Below are 16,095 nucleotides of genomic sequence, written 5' to 3' on the forward strand. Positions count from 1 at the left end.
GGCAGCGGCGCTTGTTCATGGCGGTGGCGTCCCGTCCGGCTTATTGGCCGAAGGTGCGCTGCCACCAGCCGCGACGGGGCGTGCCGTCTTCATTCTGACCGTCGTCACTCTGAGCTTCTGCCGCATCGCCATCAGCGACGACCGATTCGGCCACCGGTGCCGGTGTCGGTTCGACCGGAGCAGGTGCCTCAATCGCGGCGTCGGGTGCGGCATCCTGGGCCACGGCGTCCGCCTTCTTGCGGCGGGTGCGCTTGGGCTTGGCGGGGGCTTCGACGGCAGTCGGTGCTTCGGCCGCCGCAGCCGCTTCCGCTTCGATCTGCGCCTTGGTGCGGCGGGTGCGCTTGGGCTTGACCGGGGCTTCGACCGGCGCCTCCTCGGCGACAACCGCTTCGGCCGGGGCTTCGACGGTCTCTACGACCGCTTCGGCTTCAGCCTTGGGCTTGCGGGCACGGGGACGGCGGCGAGTCTTGGGGGCTTCCTCTGCAGGAGCCTCCTCGTCGGGCGCTTGCTCGACCGGCGCATCTTCCACGACCGGCTCGGCGTCGGCCGATTCGGTGGCTTCCGCGTTCACAGTCTCATCACCACCTTCGCGACGGCGACGACCACCACGACGACCACGACGACCGCGACGACGGGCGCCGCCTTCCTCTTCGGTACCATCATTGGCTTCGATCGACTCGGCTTCGGCTTCACCCTCTGCGTCGGCATCGGCTTCGCTATCGCCTTCGACAGCGCCCTCGCCCTCGGCGGTGCCTTCGGTCTGGCCATCCTCACGCGGACCGCCACGACGGCGACGACGGCGGCGACGGCGGCGACCGCCTTCGCGATCCTCGCCCCGTTCGGCGCGATCGGCGGCTTCGGCCGGCGTTTCGGGCTCTTCGGCCTCCTCTTCCTCGGCCTCCGCTTCTTCCTCTTCCTCGATGACGTCGAAATCCTCGTCGTCTTCGGGAAGCGGCGCGTAGCTTACGACGCGCTCAGGGCGCGGGCCGCTGGCCTCGACCGACATGCGCGCACCCTCGACTTCGCCATCGGGCAAGATTTCGATCCGCACGCCATAGCGCTGCTCGATCTCGTCCAGTTCGCGACGCTTGTTGTTGAGGACGTAGAAGGCTGCTTCCTGGCTGGCGCGCAGGGTGATGCAGTTGCCGCGACCACGGGCCGCTTCTTCTTCCAACATGCGCAACGCCGACAGGCCCGCAGACGAGGCGGTGCGGACAAGACCGGTGCCTTCGCAATGCGGGCATTGGCGGGTCGAGGCTTCCAGCACGCCGGTGCGCAGGCGCTGACGGCTCATTTCCATGAGGCCGAAGCCCGAAATGCGGCCGACCTGGATGCGGGCGCGATCATCGCGCAGCGCTTCCTTCATCGCCTTCTCGACCTTACGGATGTTGGAGTTATTCTCCATGTCGATAAAGTCGATGACGACGAGGCCCGCCATGTCGCGCAGGCGCAACTGGCGCGCAATTTCGCGCGCGGCTTCCAGGTTGGTGGCGACGGCGGTCTGTTCGATGCCATGTTCACGGGTCGAGCGGCCGGAGTTGATGTCGATCGACACCAAGGCTTCGGTCGGGTTGATGACCAGATAGCCACCCGATTTCAGTTGCACGACCGGGTTGTACATGGCGGCCAGCTGATCTTCGACGCTGGCGCGCTGGAACAGCGATACCGGGTCGGCATATTGCTTCACGCGACGCACATGGCTCGGCATCAGCAGGCGCATGAAATCCTTAGCGGCGCGATAGCCTTCCTCGCCCTCGACGATGACTTCTTCGATATCCTTATTGTAGATATCGCGGATCGCCCGCTTGATGAGGTCACTGTCATTGTGGATCAGTTCAGGCGCAGCGGCCTGCAGCGTCTTTTCGCGAATCTCGTCCCACAGGCGGGCGAGATAGTCGAAGTCGCGCTTGATTTCCGGCTTGGTGCGCTGAAGCCCGGCGGTGCGGACGATGCAGCCCATGGACGACGGCAGCGCCATTTCGGCGATGATCGTCTTCAGCCGCTTGCGGTCGGCCGCGTTGCTGATCTTGCGCGAAATACCGCCGCCATGGCTGGTGTTCGGCATCAGCACGCAATAGCGACCGGCGAGCGACAAATAGGTGGTCAGCGCCGCGCCCTTATTGCCGCGCTCTTCCTTGACGACCTGGACCAGCAGCACCTGGCGGCGCTTGATGACGTCCTGAATCTTGTAGCGGCGGCGCAGCGCCATGCGCTTGCGGCGCAGTTCCTCGGCGGCATCATCGCCGGGCTTGCCGCGACGGCCCCGGTTCGGACGACCGCCTTCGGACGCCTCGCCCTCGGCCGCTTCGCCTTCGGGTGCGCTATCTTCATCATCGTCATGATGATGCGTCGCTTCGACGATCTCGACGCCCTCGCCATCCTCGTCCTCATCGTCGAAGTCGGCGCGCAACGCGGCCTCTTCTTCGGCATGCTCGCGCTCTTCGCGCAGCAGGGCTTCGCGATCTTCGCGCGGGATCTGATAATAGTCGGGGTGGATTTCGCTGAAAGCGAGGAAGCCGTGGCGGTTGCCGCCATAATCGACAAAGGCCGCCTGGAGCGAGGGTTCGACCCGCGTCACCTTGGCCAGATAGATATTGCCCTTGAGCTGCTTGTGCTCGGAGGATTCGAAGTCGAATTCTTCGATCCGGTTACCTTTGACGACCGCGACACGGGTTTCTTCCCGGTGGCGCGCGTCGATCAGCATACGCATTGTCATTTATGATTCTCCGGCGATGGCGGTCGACGGCGCTGGGCCGGGCCACCATGCGATAGTGAAGGGACGGCCGCCTGCGCGCCGGTAAGGGCGCGGATGTCGGCATCGTCCGGGTTAGATGGAAAAACTGCGCGTCTGCTGCGTCGGCAGGGCCGGACATGGCGCCGGGCCGAACCAACCACGCCGCGACGCCCGTTGCCGGGGTCAGCGTGGATGGAAATTCATGCCTCATGCAGCGTCAACCTGTTCATAACATCGGCGCGGCGGCGCGGATCGCGCCAACCTGCCGTCTTCTTGGGCCTGCGCCGCGCCGTATGGAAAAGACGGACATTGCAGGAATGTGAATGGGTAGCAGCCAAAGCGGTAGGGAGCAACGGTTGCAGGAAATATTATGTCGCGGACACCCTCCGCCACGCCCCTTCTGCCGCTTCATGCTGAAAATGCTGTTAACTCTCTCATTTTACCGAATCCAAGGCGGCGATGCTTAATCCGGTCTTTAGCGTGGGGACGCTGGACGGATGTAAACAGCATGAAATTTGGCTGGACGGCTGACTGGGCTGCGTTGCACAAGCGGTACATGTTTCTGAGCCTTGCCCTGGCAAGCACGATCGCCCTGTCGGTTCCCGGCAGCGCCGGTGGTATTTCCGGTGTCTTCGTGCAGAATGACCGGGTTGTTGTCCGCTTCGACGATCGCGTGAATGGCGCGTCGGCCTTCCTGCTGGACGCGCCGCGCCGGATCGCGCTGGATATCGATGGTGCGCAGGTCGGACGCGGCCATTTCGCCCCCGCCAGCAGCGCGGTGTCAGCCGTGCGACAGGGGCAGCTAAGCGACGACACGGCGCGGGTGGTGCTGGACCTCGTCAGCCCCGCCACGCTCGACCAGGCACAGATCGCCGCCGATGGCAAATCGCTGAGCTTCGCGCTGCAGGGCGTGACCGACAGCCGCTTTCGCAGCGAAGTGGGCAAGGGCCGCATGCGCTTCGACGCGCCGGCCGAGATGGCGGCCCGCCCGCAAAAGCGCCTCCATTCGATCACTGTGCCGATCCCGGCGGCGGCACGCGGCGTCTCGCTGCCCTCAGTCGAAGGGTCGCGCGATGGCGCACGGCCGCTGGTGGTGATCGACGCTGGCCATGGCGGCCATGATCCGGGTGCGATCAACACCGACATGGGCAAGCGCGAAAAGGATGTGACGCTGGCGATCGCGCAGGCGATCCGCGACCAGCTCGTCAAATCGGGCCGGGTGCGCGTCGCGCTGACCCGCGACGATGACAAATATCTGATTCTGCAGGAACGCTATGGCATCGCGCGCAAACTCGGCGCCGACCTGTTCATCTCCATCCATGCCGACGCGGCGGAGAATACGCAGGCGCAGGGCGCGACCGTCTATACCCTGTCGGAAACCGCGTCCGACCGCGAGGCGGCACGGCTGGCAGCGCGCGAAAACAAGGCCGACATCATCAATGGCGTCAATCTGGGCGGCCAGTCGGGCGACGTGTCCTCAATCCTGATCGACCTGACCCAGCGCGAATCGCTCAATATCTCGGCGAGCTTCGCCCGGTTGCTCCAGCGTGAAGCCGCGCCCTATGTGCCGTTCCGCAGCAGCTATCATCGTTTCGCGTCGCTGATGGTGCTCAAAGCGCCGGATACGCCCTCGATCCTGTTCGAGACCGGCTATATCAGCAATGCCGACGACGCGGCGTTTCTGTCATCACGCGAAGGCCAGTCGAAGATCGCGCGCGGCGTGGCCCGCGCGATCGAGGTCCATTTTGCGCGGAAGCTGGCGATGCGGAGCGGCACAGCGGGCGGGTAAGCCCATCGCCCGTCGATCCATACTGGCATTGCCCGCAATTTGACCCTAGAGCCTCGTACCCATGGAAGAGGCCAGCCCCGATACCGCCCCGTCATCCTTTGCCTATCGCTTGCGTCGCGACGCCAGTGGCGCAGGCGGCCTGCTGCGTCGCCTGTGGCAGCGGCGGCTGGTGCGCTGGGGCGCGATTGCGCTGGGCGGATTCCTCACCGCTTGCCTGCTGTTCTGGCTGATCTTTGCGCGCGGCCTGCCGGATGCCGCGACGCTGCTCGAATATGAGCCGCCGCTGCCGACGATCGTGCGCGATATCAATGGCCAGCCAGTCCACAGCTATGCCCGCGAACGGCGCGTCCAGTTGCAATATAGCGATTATCCGCCGCTGCTGATCCGCGCCTATCTGGCGGCGGAGGACAAGACTTTCTTCGAACATCATGGCGTCGATATTCCGGGCTTTGCGGGCGCGGTGGTCGATTATGCGAGCAAGCTCGGCTCCGGCCAGCGCGCACGCGGCGGTTCGACGATCACCCAGCAGGTCGCGAAGAATCTGCTGATCGGCGATGAATATTCGCCCACGCGCAAGGTGAAGGAGATGATCCTCGCCTACCGCATGGAAAATGTGCTGAGCAAGCAGCAGATCCTCGAACTCTATCTCAACCAGATCTTCCTCGGCCGGAACGCCTATGGCGTGCAGGCGGCCTCGCGCGCCTATTTCAACAAGGACGTTGCCGACCTCGCCCTGCATGAAATGGCCTATCTGTCGATCCTGCCCAAGGGTCCGGCCAATTATCGCCCCGAAAGCGAAAGCGGCATGGCCCGCGCGCTCGACCGGCGCAATTGGGCGCTGGGCGAGATGGTGAAGAGCGGCTGGATCACGCCTGCACAACGCAACGCGGCGGCGGCGCTGCCGCTCGGCACGGTCGCCATGCACAGTTCCAGCTTCGATGCGCGCGCGGGCGGCTATTATATGGAGGAAGTGCGTCGTCGCCTGATCGGCCTGTTCGGCGAAAAGGCGGAAGACGGCCCCAACAGCGTCTATGCCGGTGGCCTGTGGGTGCGCAGCCCCTATGATCCGGTGGTGCAGGACAGCACCGCCAACGCCCTGCGCAACGGCCTGCTGCGTTTCGACGCCGGGCGTGGTTGGTCGGGTCCGGTCGCCAAGATCAAGATCGACAATGGCTGGGAACGCGAACTGGCGGCGAGCTATATCGACGTCGATTATGCCGAATGGCGCGTCGCCGTCATCATCAGCCGCACCTCTTCGGAAGCGCAGATCGGCTTTGCCGACGGCAGCACCGGGACTCTGCCCGCAAGCGCGGCGCAAATGGCCTATCGCAAGAGCGGTGGCCCGGCCTTTTCCGCGATGCAGCCCGGCGACTTGATCGTCGTGGCGCGCAATGGTGCCAATTGGGCGCTGCGCAACATTCCCGAAGTGTCGGGCGGCATGGTGGTGGAAGAGGTGCATTCGGGCCGCATCCGCGCGATGCAGGGCGGGTTCGATGCGCGCCTCTCCTCCTATAACCGCGCGACGCAGGCGATGCGCCAGCCAGGCTCTACGATCAAACCGTTCGTCTATGCCGCCGCGCTCGATAGCGGGATGACGCCCGCCTCGATCATCGTCGATGGCCCTTTGTGCGTCTATCAGGGCGCAGGCCTGGGGCAGAAATGCTTCCGCAATTTTTCCGGCGGCAGCGCCGGGCCGCAGACGATGCGTTGGGGCGTGGAGCAATCGCGCAACCTGATGACCGTGCGCGCCGCCAGCCAGACCGGCATGGAAAAGGTCGTGCGGACCATCAAGGGATTGGGCATCGGCGATTATCAGCCCTACCTCTCCTTCGCGCTGGGCGCGGGGGAAACGACGGTGGAGAAGATGGTCAATGCCTATGCGACGCTGGCCAATCAGGGGCGGCAATTCCCGTCCAAGGTGATGGATTATGTGCAGGACCGGCGCGGCAAGGTGATCTGGCCCGAACGCTGGCGGCCGTGCGATGGATGCAACATGGCGAACTGGGACGGCAACCCGATGCCCCGCTTCGGCATGGAGGGCAAACAGGTGATGAACCCGATGACTGCCTATCAGGTCGTCCATATCACCGAAGGCGTAGTCCAGCGCGGCACCGCCACGGTGTTGGCGGATTTGAAGCGCCCGCTGTTCGGCAAGACCGGCACCACCAACGGCCCGACCAATGTGTGGTTCGTGGGCGGATCGCCCGACCTCGTCGCGGGGGTCTATATCGGCTATGATCAGCCGCGCAGCCTGGGCGGTTGGGCGCAGGGCGGCCGCATCGCCGCGCCGATCTGGAAAGCGGCGATGGCCCCCATCCTGGAAACGATGCCCAAGACGCCCTTCGTCGCCCCGGCTGGCATCCGCATGGTGCCGATCGACCGGCGATCGGGCAAGCGCGTCTATGGTGCCTGGCCGACCAGCGAGCCCAAGGCCGCGGTCATCTGGGAAGCGTTCAAGCCCGAATCGGAACCGCGCCGTACCATCCGCAAGGAGGAGGCCGAGGCGCAGGCGAAGGTCGCCGCCGCCAAGGCCGCGTCCGGCCAGCGCCGCCAGCGTACCGACAGCGACTTTTTGCAGGATCAGGGCGGGATCTACTAAGGGTGCGGCGGGACAGCCGCGCCCGACAGATTGCGCGCGTCATTTTGGCGCTGGCCTATCTGGTGGCGGGCGTCGCGCATTTGCGGTCGCCGGGCGGGTTCATCGCGATCACGCCCGACTGGGTGCCCTTCCCCGCCACCGTCGTCTGGTTGACCGGGATAGCAGAGATTGCCGGGGCATTGGGCTTGATGTTGCCGCCGCTGCGCAGGGCGGCCGGTATCGGCCTGGCGCTCTATGCGCTGTGCGTATGGCCCGCGAATATCCACCATGCGCTGGGCGACATTCCGCTGGGCGGGGTGCATTTGAGCTGGTGGTATCATGGACCGCGCCTGGCGCTGCAGCCCATACTCATCTGGTGGGCGCTATGGGCGAGCGGCGTGATCGACTGGCCGTTCGCGCGGCGGCGCTGATCCGACCATCGTGCGATTGTCTTTTGAGGCAAGCGGCTTACTGTGCCCCCTCCTGACCGACGATCACAAGAGAGAGCGATGACCCGGCATCTTCCCTGGATAGCGTTGGCGATTGTCGGCGCGGTGGCGCTCAGCGTCGTGGCGGTGTCACGGGGCGAGGCGGTCAATGCGCTGTGGATCGTGGTCGCGGCGGTCAGCAGCTTCCTGGTCGCCTATCGCTATTATGCGCTGTTCATCGCGCGCCATGTGATGCGGCTCGATCCGTCACGGCCGACGCCTGCCGTCCGCCGCGCCGACGGGCTGGACTATGTAGCGACCGAGCGGACCGTGTTGTTCGGCCATCATTTCGCGGCGATCGCGGGCGCAGGGCCGCTGGTGGGGCCTGTGCTGGCGGCTCAGATGGGCTATCTGCCCGGTACACTCTGGATCATCGTGGGCGTCGTGCTGGCGGGCGCGGTGCAGGATTTCATGGTGTTGTTCATCTCCATGCGCCGCGACGGCAAGTCACTGGGCGAACTGATCCGCATGGAGATGGGGCAATGGGCCGGGACGATCGCGCTGATCGGCGCGTTCATGATCATGGTCATCATCCTCGCAGTGCTGGCGCTGATCGTCGTCAAGGCGCTGGCAGAAAGTCCGTGGGGCATGTTCACGGTCGCGGCGACCGTGCCGCTGGCAATGTTCATGGGCGTCTATACCCGCTGGATCCGGCCGGGGCGGATCGGCGAAGTGTCGCTGCTGGGCCTGGTCGGGCTGCTCGCCGCGATCGTCTATGGGCAGGCCATTGCCGCCTCGCCGGTCTGGGGGCCGATCTTCACCTTCACGCCGGTGCAATTGTGCTGGATATTGATCGGCTATGGCGCGGTGGCGTCTGTGCTGCCGGTGTGGCTGTTGCTCGCGCCGCGCGACTATCTCTCGACCTTCCTCAAGATCGGGGCGATCGCGGCGCTGGCGATCGGCATCGTCATCATGGCTCCGCCGCTCAAAATGCCCGCGCTGACCCAGTTCGTCGATGGCGGCGGGCCGGTTTGGGCGGGCGGCCTCTTCCCCTTCCTGTTCATCACCATCGCCTGCGGCGCGGTGTCGGGTTTCCATGCGCTGATTTCCAGCGGCACCACGCCCAAGCTGATCGCCAGCGAAGCCCATGCCCCGGTGATCGGCTATGGCGCGATGCTGATGGAGGCGTTCGTGGCGATCATGGCGCTGGTCGGCGCGTCGATTCTGGACCCCGGCATCTATTTCACGATGAACAGCCCCGGCGCGATCATCGGCACCGATGCCGCGAGCGCGTCGGCCGCCGTCACGGCGATGGGCTTCCCGATCTCGGCCGACCTCATCACCCAGACGGCGAAGGATGTCGGCGAACATAGCATCATTTCGCGCACCGGCGGCGCGCCGACACTGGCGGTGGCGATGGCGGAAATTTTCAGCCATGTCGTCGGCGGCCCGGCGATGAAGGCCTTCTGGTATCATTTCGCCATCCTGTTCGAGGCGCTGTTCATCCTGACCGCGGTGGATGCGGGCACCCGCGCCGGGCGCTTCATGCTGCAGGATCTGATCGCGCTGGCGGTGCCGTCCTTCAAGGAGAGCAAAAGCCATGTGCCAGGCGTCGTCGCAACCGCGCTGACGGTCGCGGCCTGGGGCTTCTTCCTTTATCAAGGCGTCACCGATCCGCTGGGTGGGGTGAATACGCTGTGGCCGGTCTTCGGCATCTCGAACCAGATGCTCGCCGCAATCGCGCTGATGCTGGCGACGGCCGTGCTGTTCCGCATGAAGCGCGACCGCTTCGCCTGGGTGACGATGATCCCGACCGCCTGGCTGCTGGTCTGTACCCTGTCGGCGGGGTGGCTCAAGCTCTTCTCGCCTGATCCCAAGCTCGGCTTCCTCGCTCATGCGGCCAAGTTCGGCGCGGCGGCGGACAAGGGCGAAGTGCTTAGCCCCGCCAAGTCGATGGCGGAGATGGAGCGGATCATATTCAACGACCGGATCGACGCGACGCTGGTCGCGCTGTTCCTCGCCGTGGTCTTGTCGCTGCTGGTCTTCACGATCCGCACCTGCCTCGCCGCGCGCCGCAGCACAGAGCCGACCGCGCAGGAAATCCCCGCGCAACTGGTCCCGACGGCATGAGCGGGCTGTTCGACACACTGCGCCAGACCGCGCGGTTGATGGTCGGAATGCCCGACTATGACGCCTATCTGCGGCATTGTGAGGCCCATCATCCGGGGCAGCCGGTGATGGACCGCATCACCTTTTTCCGCGACCGCCAGGAGGCGCGCTATGGCGGGAAGAATGGCGGGCGGTGTTGTTAGGGGAGTGAAGCGTCCAGCAACACACGCTTACTGAGCTGATACAGTATCACCTCAAAAAGGGGACGAGAGCGTGTTTAGCTGGTTCAGGAAGAAGCCAAAGCCGTTACAGCCTGAAGGCAAGTGGGTAGTCGCTATCGAAGATGATCAAATCAGCGTCCGCAACGAATCCGGTCGTTTAAAATCGGTTGCTAAGTCAGATTTATCCGGGGTTGCCATCGAGACTAACGACAGCGGTCCTTGGGGTGCAGATGTGTGGTGGATGTTATTCGACGCTACTGACCAAATGGCCTGTACATTCCCTCAGGGGGCCAAAGGCGAGGATGCTGCAATCAATTGGCTGACGGCACTCCCTTCGTTCAATCACGGCGAAATGATCAGGGCGATGGGGTCCACGAACAACGCAGTTTTCGCAGTTTGGCGAAAGGAACTGTAACGTCCGCCATCCACCCCCTTGCCGTCATGCCGGGCTTGACCCGGCATCTATTGGCTCAAGGGTTCGGCGTCATTGAGAGGTTTAGGCTCATGGACCCCGGATCAAGCCTGTCCTGAGCCAGTCGAAGGGTCCGGGGTGACGGCATTTGGGGGCGGTTTCGTTCTTCAATCTGCCTGCCCTGTATCCACCTCCCCCTCACCGCATCCGGTTGAATCCCGCCACCATGCCCGCCGTGATCGACAGCGCGATTTCCGCGGCGCCGATCGCGCCAATGTCCAGCCCCGCCGGGCCGTCGATTCGTGCCAGATCGTCCGCGCCAAAGCCCATGGCCGCGAGCCGCTCCAGCCTTGCCGCGTGGCTTTTGCGCGAGCCTAGCGCCGCGATGTAGCCGGTCGGTGCGCGCAGGGCGGCGGCCAGCGCAGGGTCGTCGATCTTGATGTCGTGGCTGAGCGTGACCACGGCGGTCGATTCGCCGGGGAAGCGCGCGGCGATGGCGTCGTCGGGCCAGCGGTCGTCCAGTTCGACGCCGGGGAAGCGTTCGGCGGTGAGGAAGCGGCCGCGCGGGTCGATCAGCAACGGGGTCACGCCGATCGCCTGTGCCAGCGGCACGAGCGACTGGGCGATCTGCACCGCGCCGACGATCAGCAGGCGGCGGGGCGGATCGTAGCGGTTGAGGAACAATCCCTCCCCGCTCCCTTCCTGCGTCGTTCCGGTCGCCAGGTCGGTCGCCAGCGTGACGGCGCGCCCGCGCGCGCTGGCGGCGTCGATCGCTTCGAACAGGTCGGGGGGAAAGCCACCCTCCCCCACCGGCTGGACCAGCACTGCGATCTCGCCGCCGCAGGGCAGGCCGACCTCCCACGCATCGCCATCGGCCACGCCATAGGTTTCGACATGCGCCGCACGTCCGGCGATGACTTCAGCGGCGCGCTGCAAGACATCGGTTTCAACGCAGCCGCCCGAAATACTGCCTTCGAACCGGCCGTCTTCATGGACGATCATATGGCTGCCGCGTGGGCGCGGGGCCGATCCCCAGGTCGATACCACCGTCGCCAGCGCCAGCCGCGCGCCGCGCCACTCCAAGCCCTTGCGGATCACCGCGCCATTGTCGTTCACACCGATACTCCTTTGGCGCACAGATAGGGTGGCCTCATCCCCTACACCAGACGCCTGCCGGTCCAGACGACACGGCCGACGATGTCCACCAGCGCCGGGTCGATATCGGCCCAGTCGGGATAATGGACATTGTCGCTGACCACGCTGAACCGGCCGCGCAACGGTCCCATGGCGATTCGCTTGACCATCAGCACGCCATCGAGCCGCAGCACATAGACGCCATCGCGCAGCCGCAGCGCATCATCATCATGATCGACCATGATGTCGTCGCCGTCGCTCAGCGTCGGGGCCATCGATTCGCCATCGACGCGGATGATCGACACGCGCTGCGGCCGGACGCCCAAGTGCCGCAGCCAGTGCGCGTCGAACGCCATCACGCCCGCCGCGCGTTCATCCTCGTCCAGCGTGCCGCCGCCCGCCGACGCGCCCAGCGCCAGCCGGGGTACGGCGACCACGGCCGGCACGCTGCGCATCCGGCCGGACGTTGCCGACAGGGGCGCTGCCGCTGTCCCGCCCAGCATCTGTTCGGGTACGCCGAAATAGCGGGCCAGCACGCGGCGATCATCCTCATCCAATTTGCGCGGCGTCCCGCGCTTGATGAACTGCTGGATATAGGCGGGGTTGCGGCCGATCAGCCGGGACAGATCGGCATAATTCTCCCCCCGATCGGCGATCAGCCGTTCCAGCGCGATACGAGCGTCCTGCGATTCATCCATGATCCGTCCATTACTGATAAGATTTTTCCTAGACAAGTAGGAAATTGGCTTTGAGATAGGAATATACCTAACGGCTCGCGCGGGGCGAGTCGCCATGACAGGGGAGATTGAGGCCGATGCTGTTGCGCATGATCGAGACATTCCTTCGCCGCCACGAGATGCCGCCCGCCACCTTCGGGCGGGCCAGCGTGCGCGATCCACGGCTGGTCTTCGACCTGCGCGGCGGACGCGAGCCGGGCGAACGGATAAAGAGACGTGTAGAACATTTCATGAACACATATCGCAGGAGCAGCGGCCAATGACAAGCATCGATCCGCATGTGCGCGCGGGCAACCTGATCCGAAATCAAGCAATAGGAAAAGGCACGGCCGACCCCCTGCCCCGCCTGCTGGCCCAATTGCTCGCGCGGGCGGGCGACAATGCCCGCGTCGAACGGGCAGTGAGCCGCCCTTGGGCCAGCGCTTTGTTCGAGGGGCGACGCCATGTCGTGCGGCTGGCGATCAGCGGGGCGGAGGCGCAGGCGAGCAAGGCGCGCCTGCTCGATGGGATCAGCGAAGCGCAATGGGTGTTGCCGCGCCATTTCGTCGCCGACATCTGCGTCGATGCAGAGGGCGACAGCGCCGACGGCCTATGGGTGGAGCTGTCGGCGCTGACGATCGAGGAATGGTAGGAGAGTTAGCGCGCCCGGCCGGTCATGCTGCGCAACGTGCCCAGCGCGGCGCGCAATGCGGCGTCGGTGTCGGTATCGGGCGTGTCGCGCACCGGCACCGGCATGGCGGGCGGCATGTCGGCCAGCACCCGGATGTCATCGTCAGATGCGGTGCGGCGACGCTGGGACAGGCCGCGTTCCAGCCGCTCGGTCAACTGGCCGATCGTAAGCCCCTGGGTCGAGGGGCGCGGCGCTGGGGTTGGCAGGGGCGCCGGGGGTGCCTTGGCTTCGATGGCCGGTACGGCCTCTTCTGCCACCTCCGGCTCGACCATGGGCGCGGCCGGGCGCAGGAAGGCGGGCTGGGGCAAGTCCGCCTCGGCAACCGGCAGGGGCGCGGCGGGCATAGGGAAATCCGGCGTGGACCGGATGGCGGGCGCCTCCACCACGGACTGCGCCACCAGCCCGCGCCGTCCTGATTCGGGGCGGGCGAAAATATCGACGCCGTTCAGGTCGCGGCTGGCGAAGATCGGTGCGCGCGCCGGCGCATCGGGATGGGCATCGGCCCGGCGCAGCGTCGGCGGCGCGCCTTCGACTGATTCGATGGAACGGCCCCGCGCCAGTGCGGCCCATTTGGAAAATGCGAAACCCATTTTTCGTGCTCCCTTTGCGCGTTCGACGCGCTGCTTCTTTTCACTTGGTTCCGTCGCCACAATTGCGTCGCGCCGCATCGTCAAAATGATCCCCATCACCATTATAGCGGCGAAAAGAGCGATCAGTATTCGGGCCTTGAGGCCAAGTGGCGGCGCGGCGGCGGGCAGCGCTTCGCTCAGCCCACTGGACGCCACCAGCATTTCGATCAGCCCCACCGGGGTCAACAACACCGCCAGCGCGGCGACGAGGCCGCCCAGCGCTGCCATCACCATGGCCCGGTCTGGTCTTGATCCGCGTGGCGCCATATGCCGTCAGGCCGCCGCCCGCGCGCCGTCGGCTTGGGCCAGCAAGTGCTGGTAGACCGGTTCGTAGCGCAGGATATTGGCCGACCAGTTGCGCTCACGCTCGACAAAGGCGCGTGCGACGGCGCGGCGTTCATCCCAGGGCGCGCGATCGGCGAACAGCCCGGCAAGCGCGGCGGCGATGCTCGCCGGATCGTCGGGGGCAAAGAGTGTGCCGGTGACGCCATCCTCGATCAACTCGCGATGGCCGCCGACGCTCGACGCAGCGACGAGCCGCCCCTGCGCCATGGCTTCCAGCGGCTTGAGCGGGGTCACCAGATCGGTCAGCCGCATCGCCTTGCGTGGGTAAGCAAGAATATCGACCTGCGCATAATAATGTTCGACCTGGTCGTGCGGCACGCGGCCGACGAAGATGATATGATCGGCAAAAGGCGACGCCATCGCCTGTTCGCGCAACGCCTGTTCGCGCGGGCCACCGCCCACCATCAACAGCTTCGCTTTGGGCCGGGCACGCACGAGTCGCGGCATCGCGGCGATCAGGTCGTCCAGCCCTTCATAATCATAGAAGCTGCCGATGAAGCCGACGACATCGGCCCCCTCCAGCCCTAGCCTGGCCGTCAGCGCAGGGTCGCGCGGGACCGGATCGCCAAATTGTTCCATGTCGACGCCATTGGGCGACACGATGATCTTGCCCTTGTCGATGCCGCGCGCGATCAGGTCGCCGCGCAGCCCTTCGCAGATCACCGCCACCGCATCGGCCGCGCGCACGGCATGGGTTTCAAGCTGGCGGGTGAGCCAATAGCGCGGGCTGCCCTGCGTCCCCGTGCCGTTGCCGACCGCGGCATCCTCCCAGAAAGCACGGATTTCGTAGATCATCGGGATGCCGTGCCGCTTGGCGACGCGCTGCGCCGCGATGGCGTTGAGCACCGGCGAATGGGCGTGGATGATGTCGGGCCGCCAGTCGCGCACCAGCGATTCGATCGCTTCGGCATGGGCCGATATGTCGCGCCATTCGCGAATCAGGGGATTGCCGGTCGCGGGTTGTCCCGGCGTGCGGTGGAAATGGAGGCCATCGACCGCCTCTTCCAGCGGTGCCGTGCCGTCCTGTGGCTGTGGCGCGACATGGCGATGGCCGGTGATACCACGCACCGCCCAGCCCTTGGCCATCTGCGCGCGCAGGATCGCACGGGTCCGAAAGGTGTAGCCGCTGTGGAGCGGGAGGCTGTGGTCCAGCACATGGAGGATGCGAGTCATAGCCACATCTTCCTGCCCAAAAAGGATTAACGCCTCGTCAACTGTGCCTGAACGCCATGTCTCCCGCTCTTGCTAGGCGCGATTTGCCCAGCAGTCAGATAAGAAAATTGGCCAGTGGCTTTACGCTTTGCAACTGCGCCTCCAGTGAAAGCGTGTCTGGCACAGTTCGGGCATCGCCATATCGCGTGGCCAGCACGGCGGGTCTGGTTGCTGCCCTGTCAAGATAATCCATCACCGAGCCAACATCCAGTGCTATGCCGCCGCGCGACGCCCATATTGGTCCAATCACCTTCGTCCATATGCCTGCCGAAATGAACATCGGTTCACCGGGATAGGATGGCACGATCGCGTCCGCGAGCGACATCCATCGTTGCCAGAGAAAAGCATGATCACCACCCCATTTGCGCTCTGCCTTGGGGTAGCAAGGGCACTCGAAGTAGCGCATCCGATTGGGCAAGGCGTCAGCAATACGCTCAACAACCGCCCGACGATCTGCAGAGGTCACCAGAGCGAAGGAGGAAGCGTCAAACATGAGGGCCGACAGGAAACCAGCTTCCGCCAGGGATACATGGACCCAGGCGTCGGTAAGCAGCGCGCCTTCTGGAAGAACGAAGGCTTCCATCGCTTTTCGGGTTTGCGCGAGCCGCCTCGCATCGTCAGGCCCCAACCGTGTCCGTTCAAATTCACGTATGGGATATGTGGCTACCAGACGGCGGCGAATGGCATCATCGGGCGCGTGTAATATATGTGCCGAGATATCCTGTCCCAGCAGATCAGAACGCAGGCCGATTACGTCCGCCGACACTATAGATCGCTCCACGCAGCCAGCAAGAAAATCCACCTGCTCGGGCGTTACCGATAATCCCAGAAAAGATTTCAGATACTCATATTCGGACGTTCCAAGATCAGGCCTCGCGATAAGGCGCCCCGATGTGTCGCCATAACGCATCAAGGAACAGGATTTCCCGTTGTGAAAGCGCTCCGCGATCAACTTTGCGACTTCAGATGATGACGCAAGTTCAGCGGCTGAGTACGGCAGATTTCTTTTTGGCATGTGCAATCTGTAAATCCTAGCCCACCGGGACTTTGGGATATCGTAGGATGCTTTGTATCTGCAACGACATTGTGCCCGCAAT

General features: G+C 64.8%; 14 protein-coding genes. 8 read left to right on the plus strand and 6 right to left on the minus strand.

Annotation, left to right across the window (positions count from 1 at the left end; genetic code table 11):
• Positions 1–40: 40 nt before the first annotated feature.
• Positions 41–2,716, minus strand: coding sequence for a ribonuclease E/G (locus SxD43FB_RS02405; RefSeq protein WP_217988769.1), 2,676 nt, complete (start codon positions 2,714–2,716; stop codon positions 41–43).
• Between the two features lie 526 nt (positions 2,717–3,242).
• Between SxD43FB_RS02405 and SxD43FB_RS02410 the strand changes: the two genes are divergently transcribed.
• From SxD43FB_RS02410 to SxD43FB_RS02435, 6 genes are all read left to right on the plus strand, one after another.
• The gene (locus tag SxD43FB_RS02410; protein ID WP_096060838.1) at positions 3,243–4,523 is read left to right on the plus strand and encodes an N-acetylmuramoyl-L-alanine amidase; all 1,281 of its coding nucleotides are present in this window, start codon (positions 3,243–3,245) and stop codon (positions 4,521–4,523) included.
• 61 nt (positions 4,524–4,584) lie between these two features.
• Positions 4,585–7,122 (plus strand): transglycosylase domain-containing protein, encoded by a 2,538-nt coding sequence (locus tag SxD43FB_RS02415; RefSeq protein ID WP_096060839.1) that lies wholly within the window; start codon positions 4,585–4,587, stop codon positions 7,120–7,122.
• Positions 7,123–7,124: 2 nt separating this feature from the next.
• Complete coding sequence (locus SxD43FB_RS02420) at positions 7,125–7,532, plus strand: DoxX family protein (protein ID WP_176482655.1); 408 nt, start codon at positions 7,125–7,127, stop codon at positions 7,530–7,532.
• 78 nt (positions 7,533–7,610) lie between these two features.
• Positions 7,611–9,659 (plus strand): carbon starvation CstA family protein, encoded by a 2,049-nt coding sequence (locus SxD43FB_RS02425; protein WP_096060840.1) that lies wholly within the window; start codon positions 7,611–7,613, stop codon positions 9,657–9,659.
• Positions 9,656–9,841 (plus strand): YbdD/YjiX family protein, encoded by a 186-nt coding sequence (locus SxD43FB_RS02430; protein WP_096060841.1) that lies wholly within the window; start codon positions 9,656–9,658, stop codon positions 9,839–9,841. Before SxD43FB_RS02425 ends, SxD43FB_RS02430 begins: the two co-directional genes overlap by 4 nt.
• 70 nt (positions 9,842–9,911) lie before the next feature.
• On the plus strand, positions 9,912–10,274 hold the full coding sequence (locus SxD43FB_RS02435) for a hypothetical protein (RefSeq protein WP_096060842.1): 363 nt from the start codon (positions 9,912–9,914) through the stop codon (positions 10,272–10,274).
• A 195-nt stretch (positions 10,275–10,469) separates the two neighbouring features.
• Here the strand turns inward: SxD43FB_RS02435 and SxD43FB_RS02440 are convergent, their stop codons facing one another.
• Both SxD43FB_RS02440 and SxD43FB_RS02445 read right to left on the minus strand, forming a co-directional pair.
• Complete coding sequence (locus SxD43FB_RS02440; RefSeq protein ID WP_096060843.1) at positions 10,470–11,387, minus strand: XdhC family protein; 918 nt, start codon at positions 11,385–11,387, stop codon at positions 10,470–10,472.
• A 41-nt stretch (positions 11,388–11,428) separates the two neighbouring features.
• Entirely contained in the window at positions 11,429–12,103 is a 675-nt protein-coding gene (locus SxD43FB_RS02445) for a S24 family peptidase (protein ID WP_037476398.1), read from the minus strand.
• A 116-nt stretch (positions 12,104–12,219) separates the two neighbouring features.
• Between SxD43FB_RS02445 and SxD43FB_RS02450 the strand changes: the two genes are divergently transcribed.
• The gene (locus SxD43FB_RS02450; RefSeq protein WP_037476400.1) at positions 12,220–12,405 is read left to right on the plus strand and encodes a hypothetical protein; all 186 of its coding nucleotides are present in this window, start codon (positions 12,220–12,222) and stop codon (positions 12,403–12,405) included.
• On the plus strand, positions 12,402–12,773 hold the full coding sequence (locus tag SxD43FB_RS02455; protein ID WP_037476402.1) for a hypothetical protein: 372 nt from the start codon (positions 12,402–12,404) through the stop codon (positions 12,771–12,773). The genes SxD43FB_RS02450 and SxD43FB_RS02455 overlap by 4 nt, the downstream gene beginning before the upstream one ends.
• A 5-nt stretch (positions 12,774–12,778) precedes the next feature.
• Here the strand turns inward: SxD43FB_RS02455 and SxD43FB_RS02460 are convergent, their stop codons facing one another.
• The 3 genes from SxD43FB_RS02460 to SxD43FB_RS24595 all read right to left on the minus strand — a co-directional run bounded on the left by SxD43FB_RS02460 (position 12,779) and on the right by SxD43FB_RS24595 (position 16,019).
• Positions 12,779–13,675, minus strand: coding sequence for a hypothetical protein (locus SxD43FB_RS02460; RefSeq protein ID WP_255245580.1), 897 nt, complete (start codon positions 13,673–13,675; stop codon positions 12,779–12,781).
• A 39-nt stretch (positions 13,676–13,714) separates the two neighbouring features.
• Positions 13,715–14,959, minus strand: a complete 1,245-nt coding sequence (locus tag SxD43FB_RS02465) for a TIGR04063 family PEP-CTERM/XrtA system glycosyltransferase (RefSeq protein WP_096060844.1) — start codon at positions 14,957–14,959, stop codon at positions 13,715–13,717.
• Between the two features lie 94 nt (positions 14,960–15,053).
• Positions 15,054–16,019 carry a hypothetical protein gene (locus SxD43FB_RS24595; RefSeq protein ID WP_141249444.1) on the minus strand — a complete coding sequence of 322 codons (966 nt, stop codon included), beginning with the start codon at positions 16,017–16,019 and terminating at the stop codon, positions 15,054–15,056.
• Positions 16,020–16,095 lie beyond the last annotated feature (76 nt).

The organism is Sphingobium sp. D43FB, from assembly GCF_002312805.1.
Lineage (GTDB): Bacteria > Pseudomonadota > Alphaproteobacteria > Sphingomonadales > Sphingomonadaceae > Sphingobium.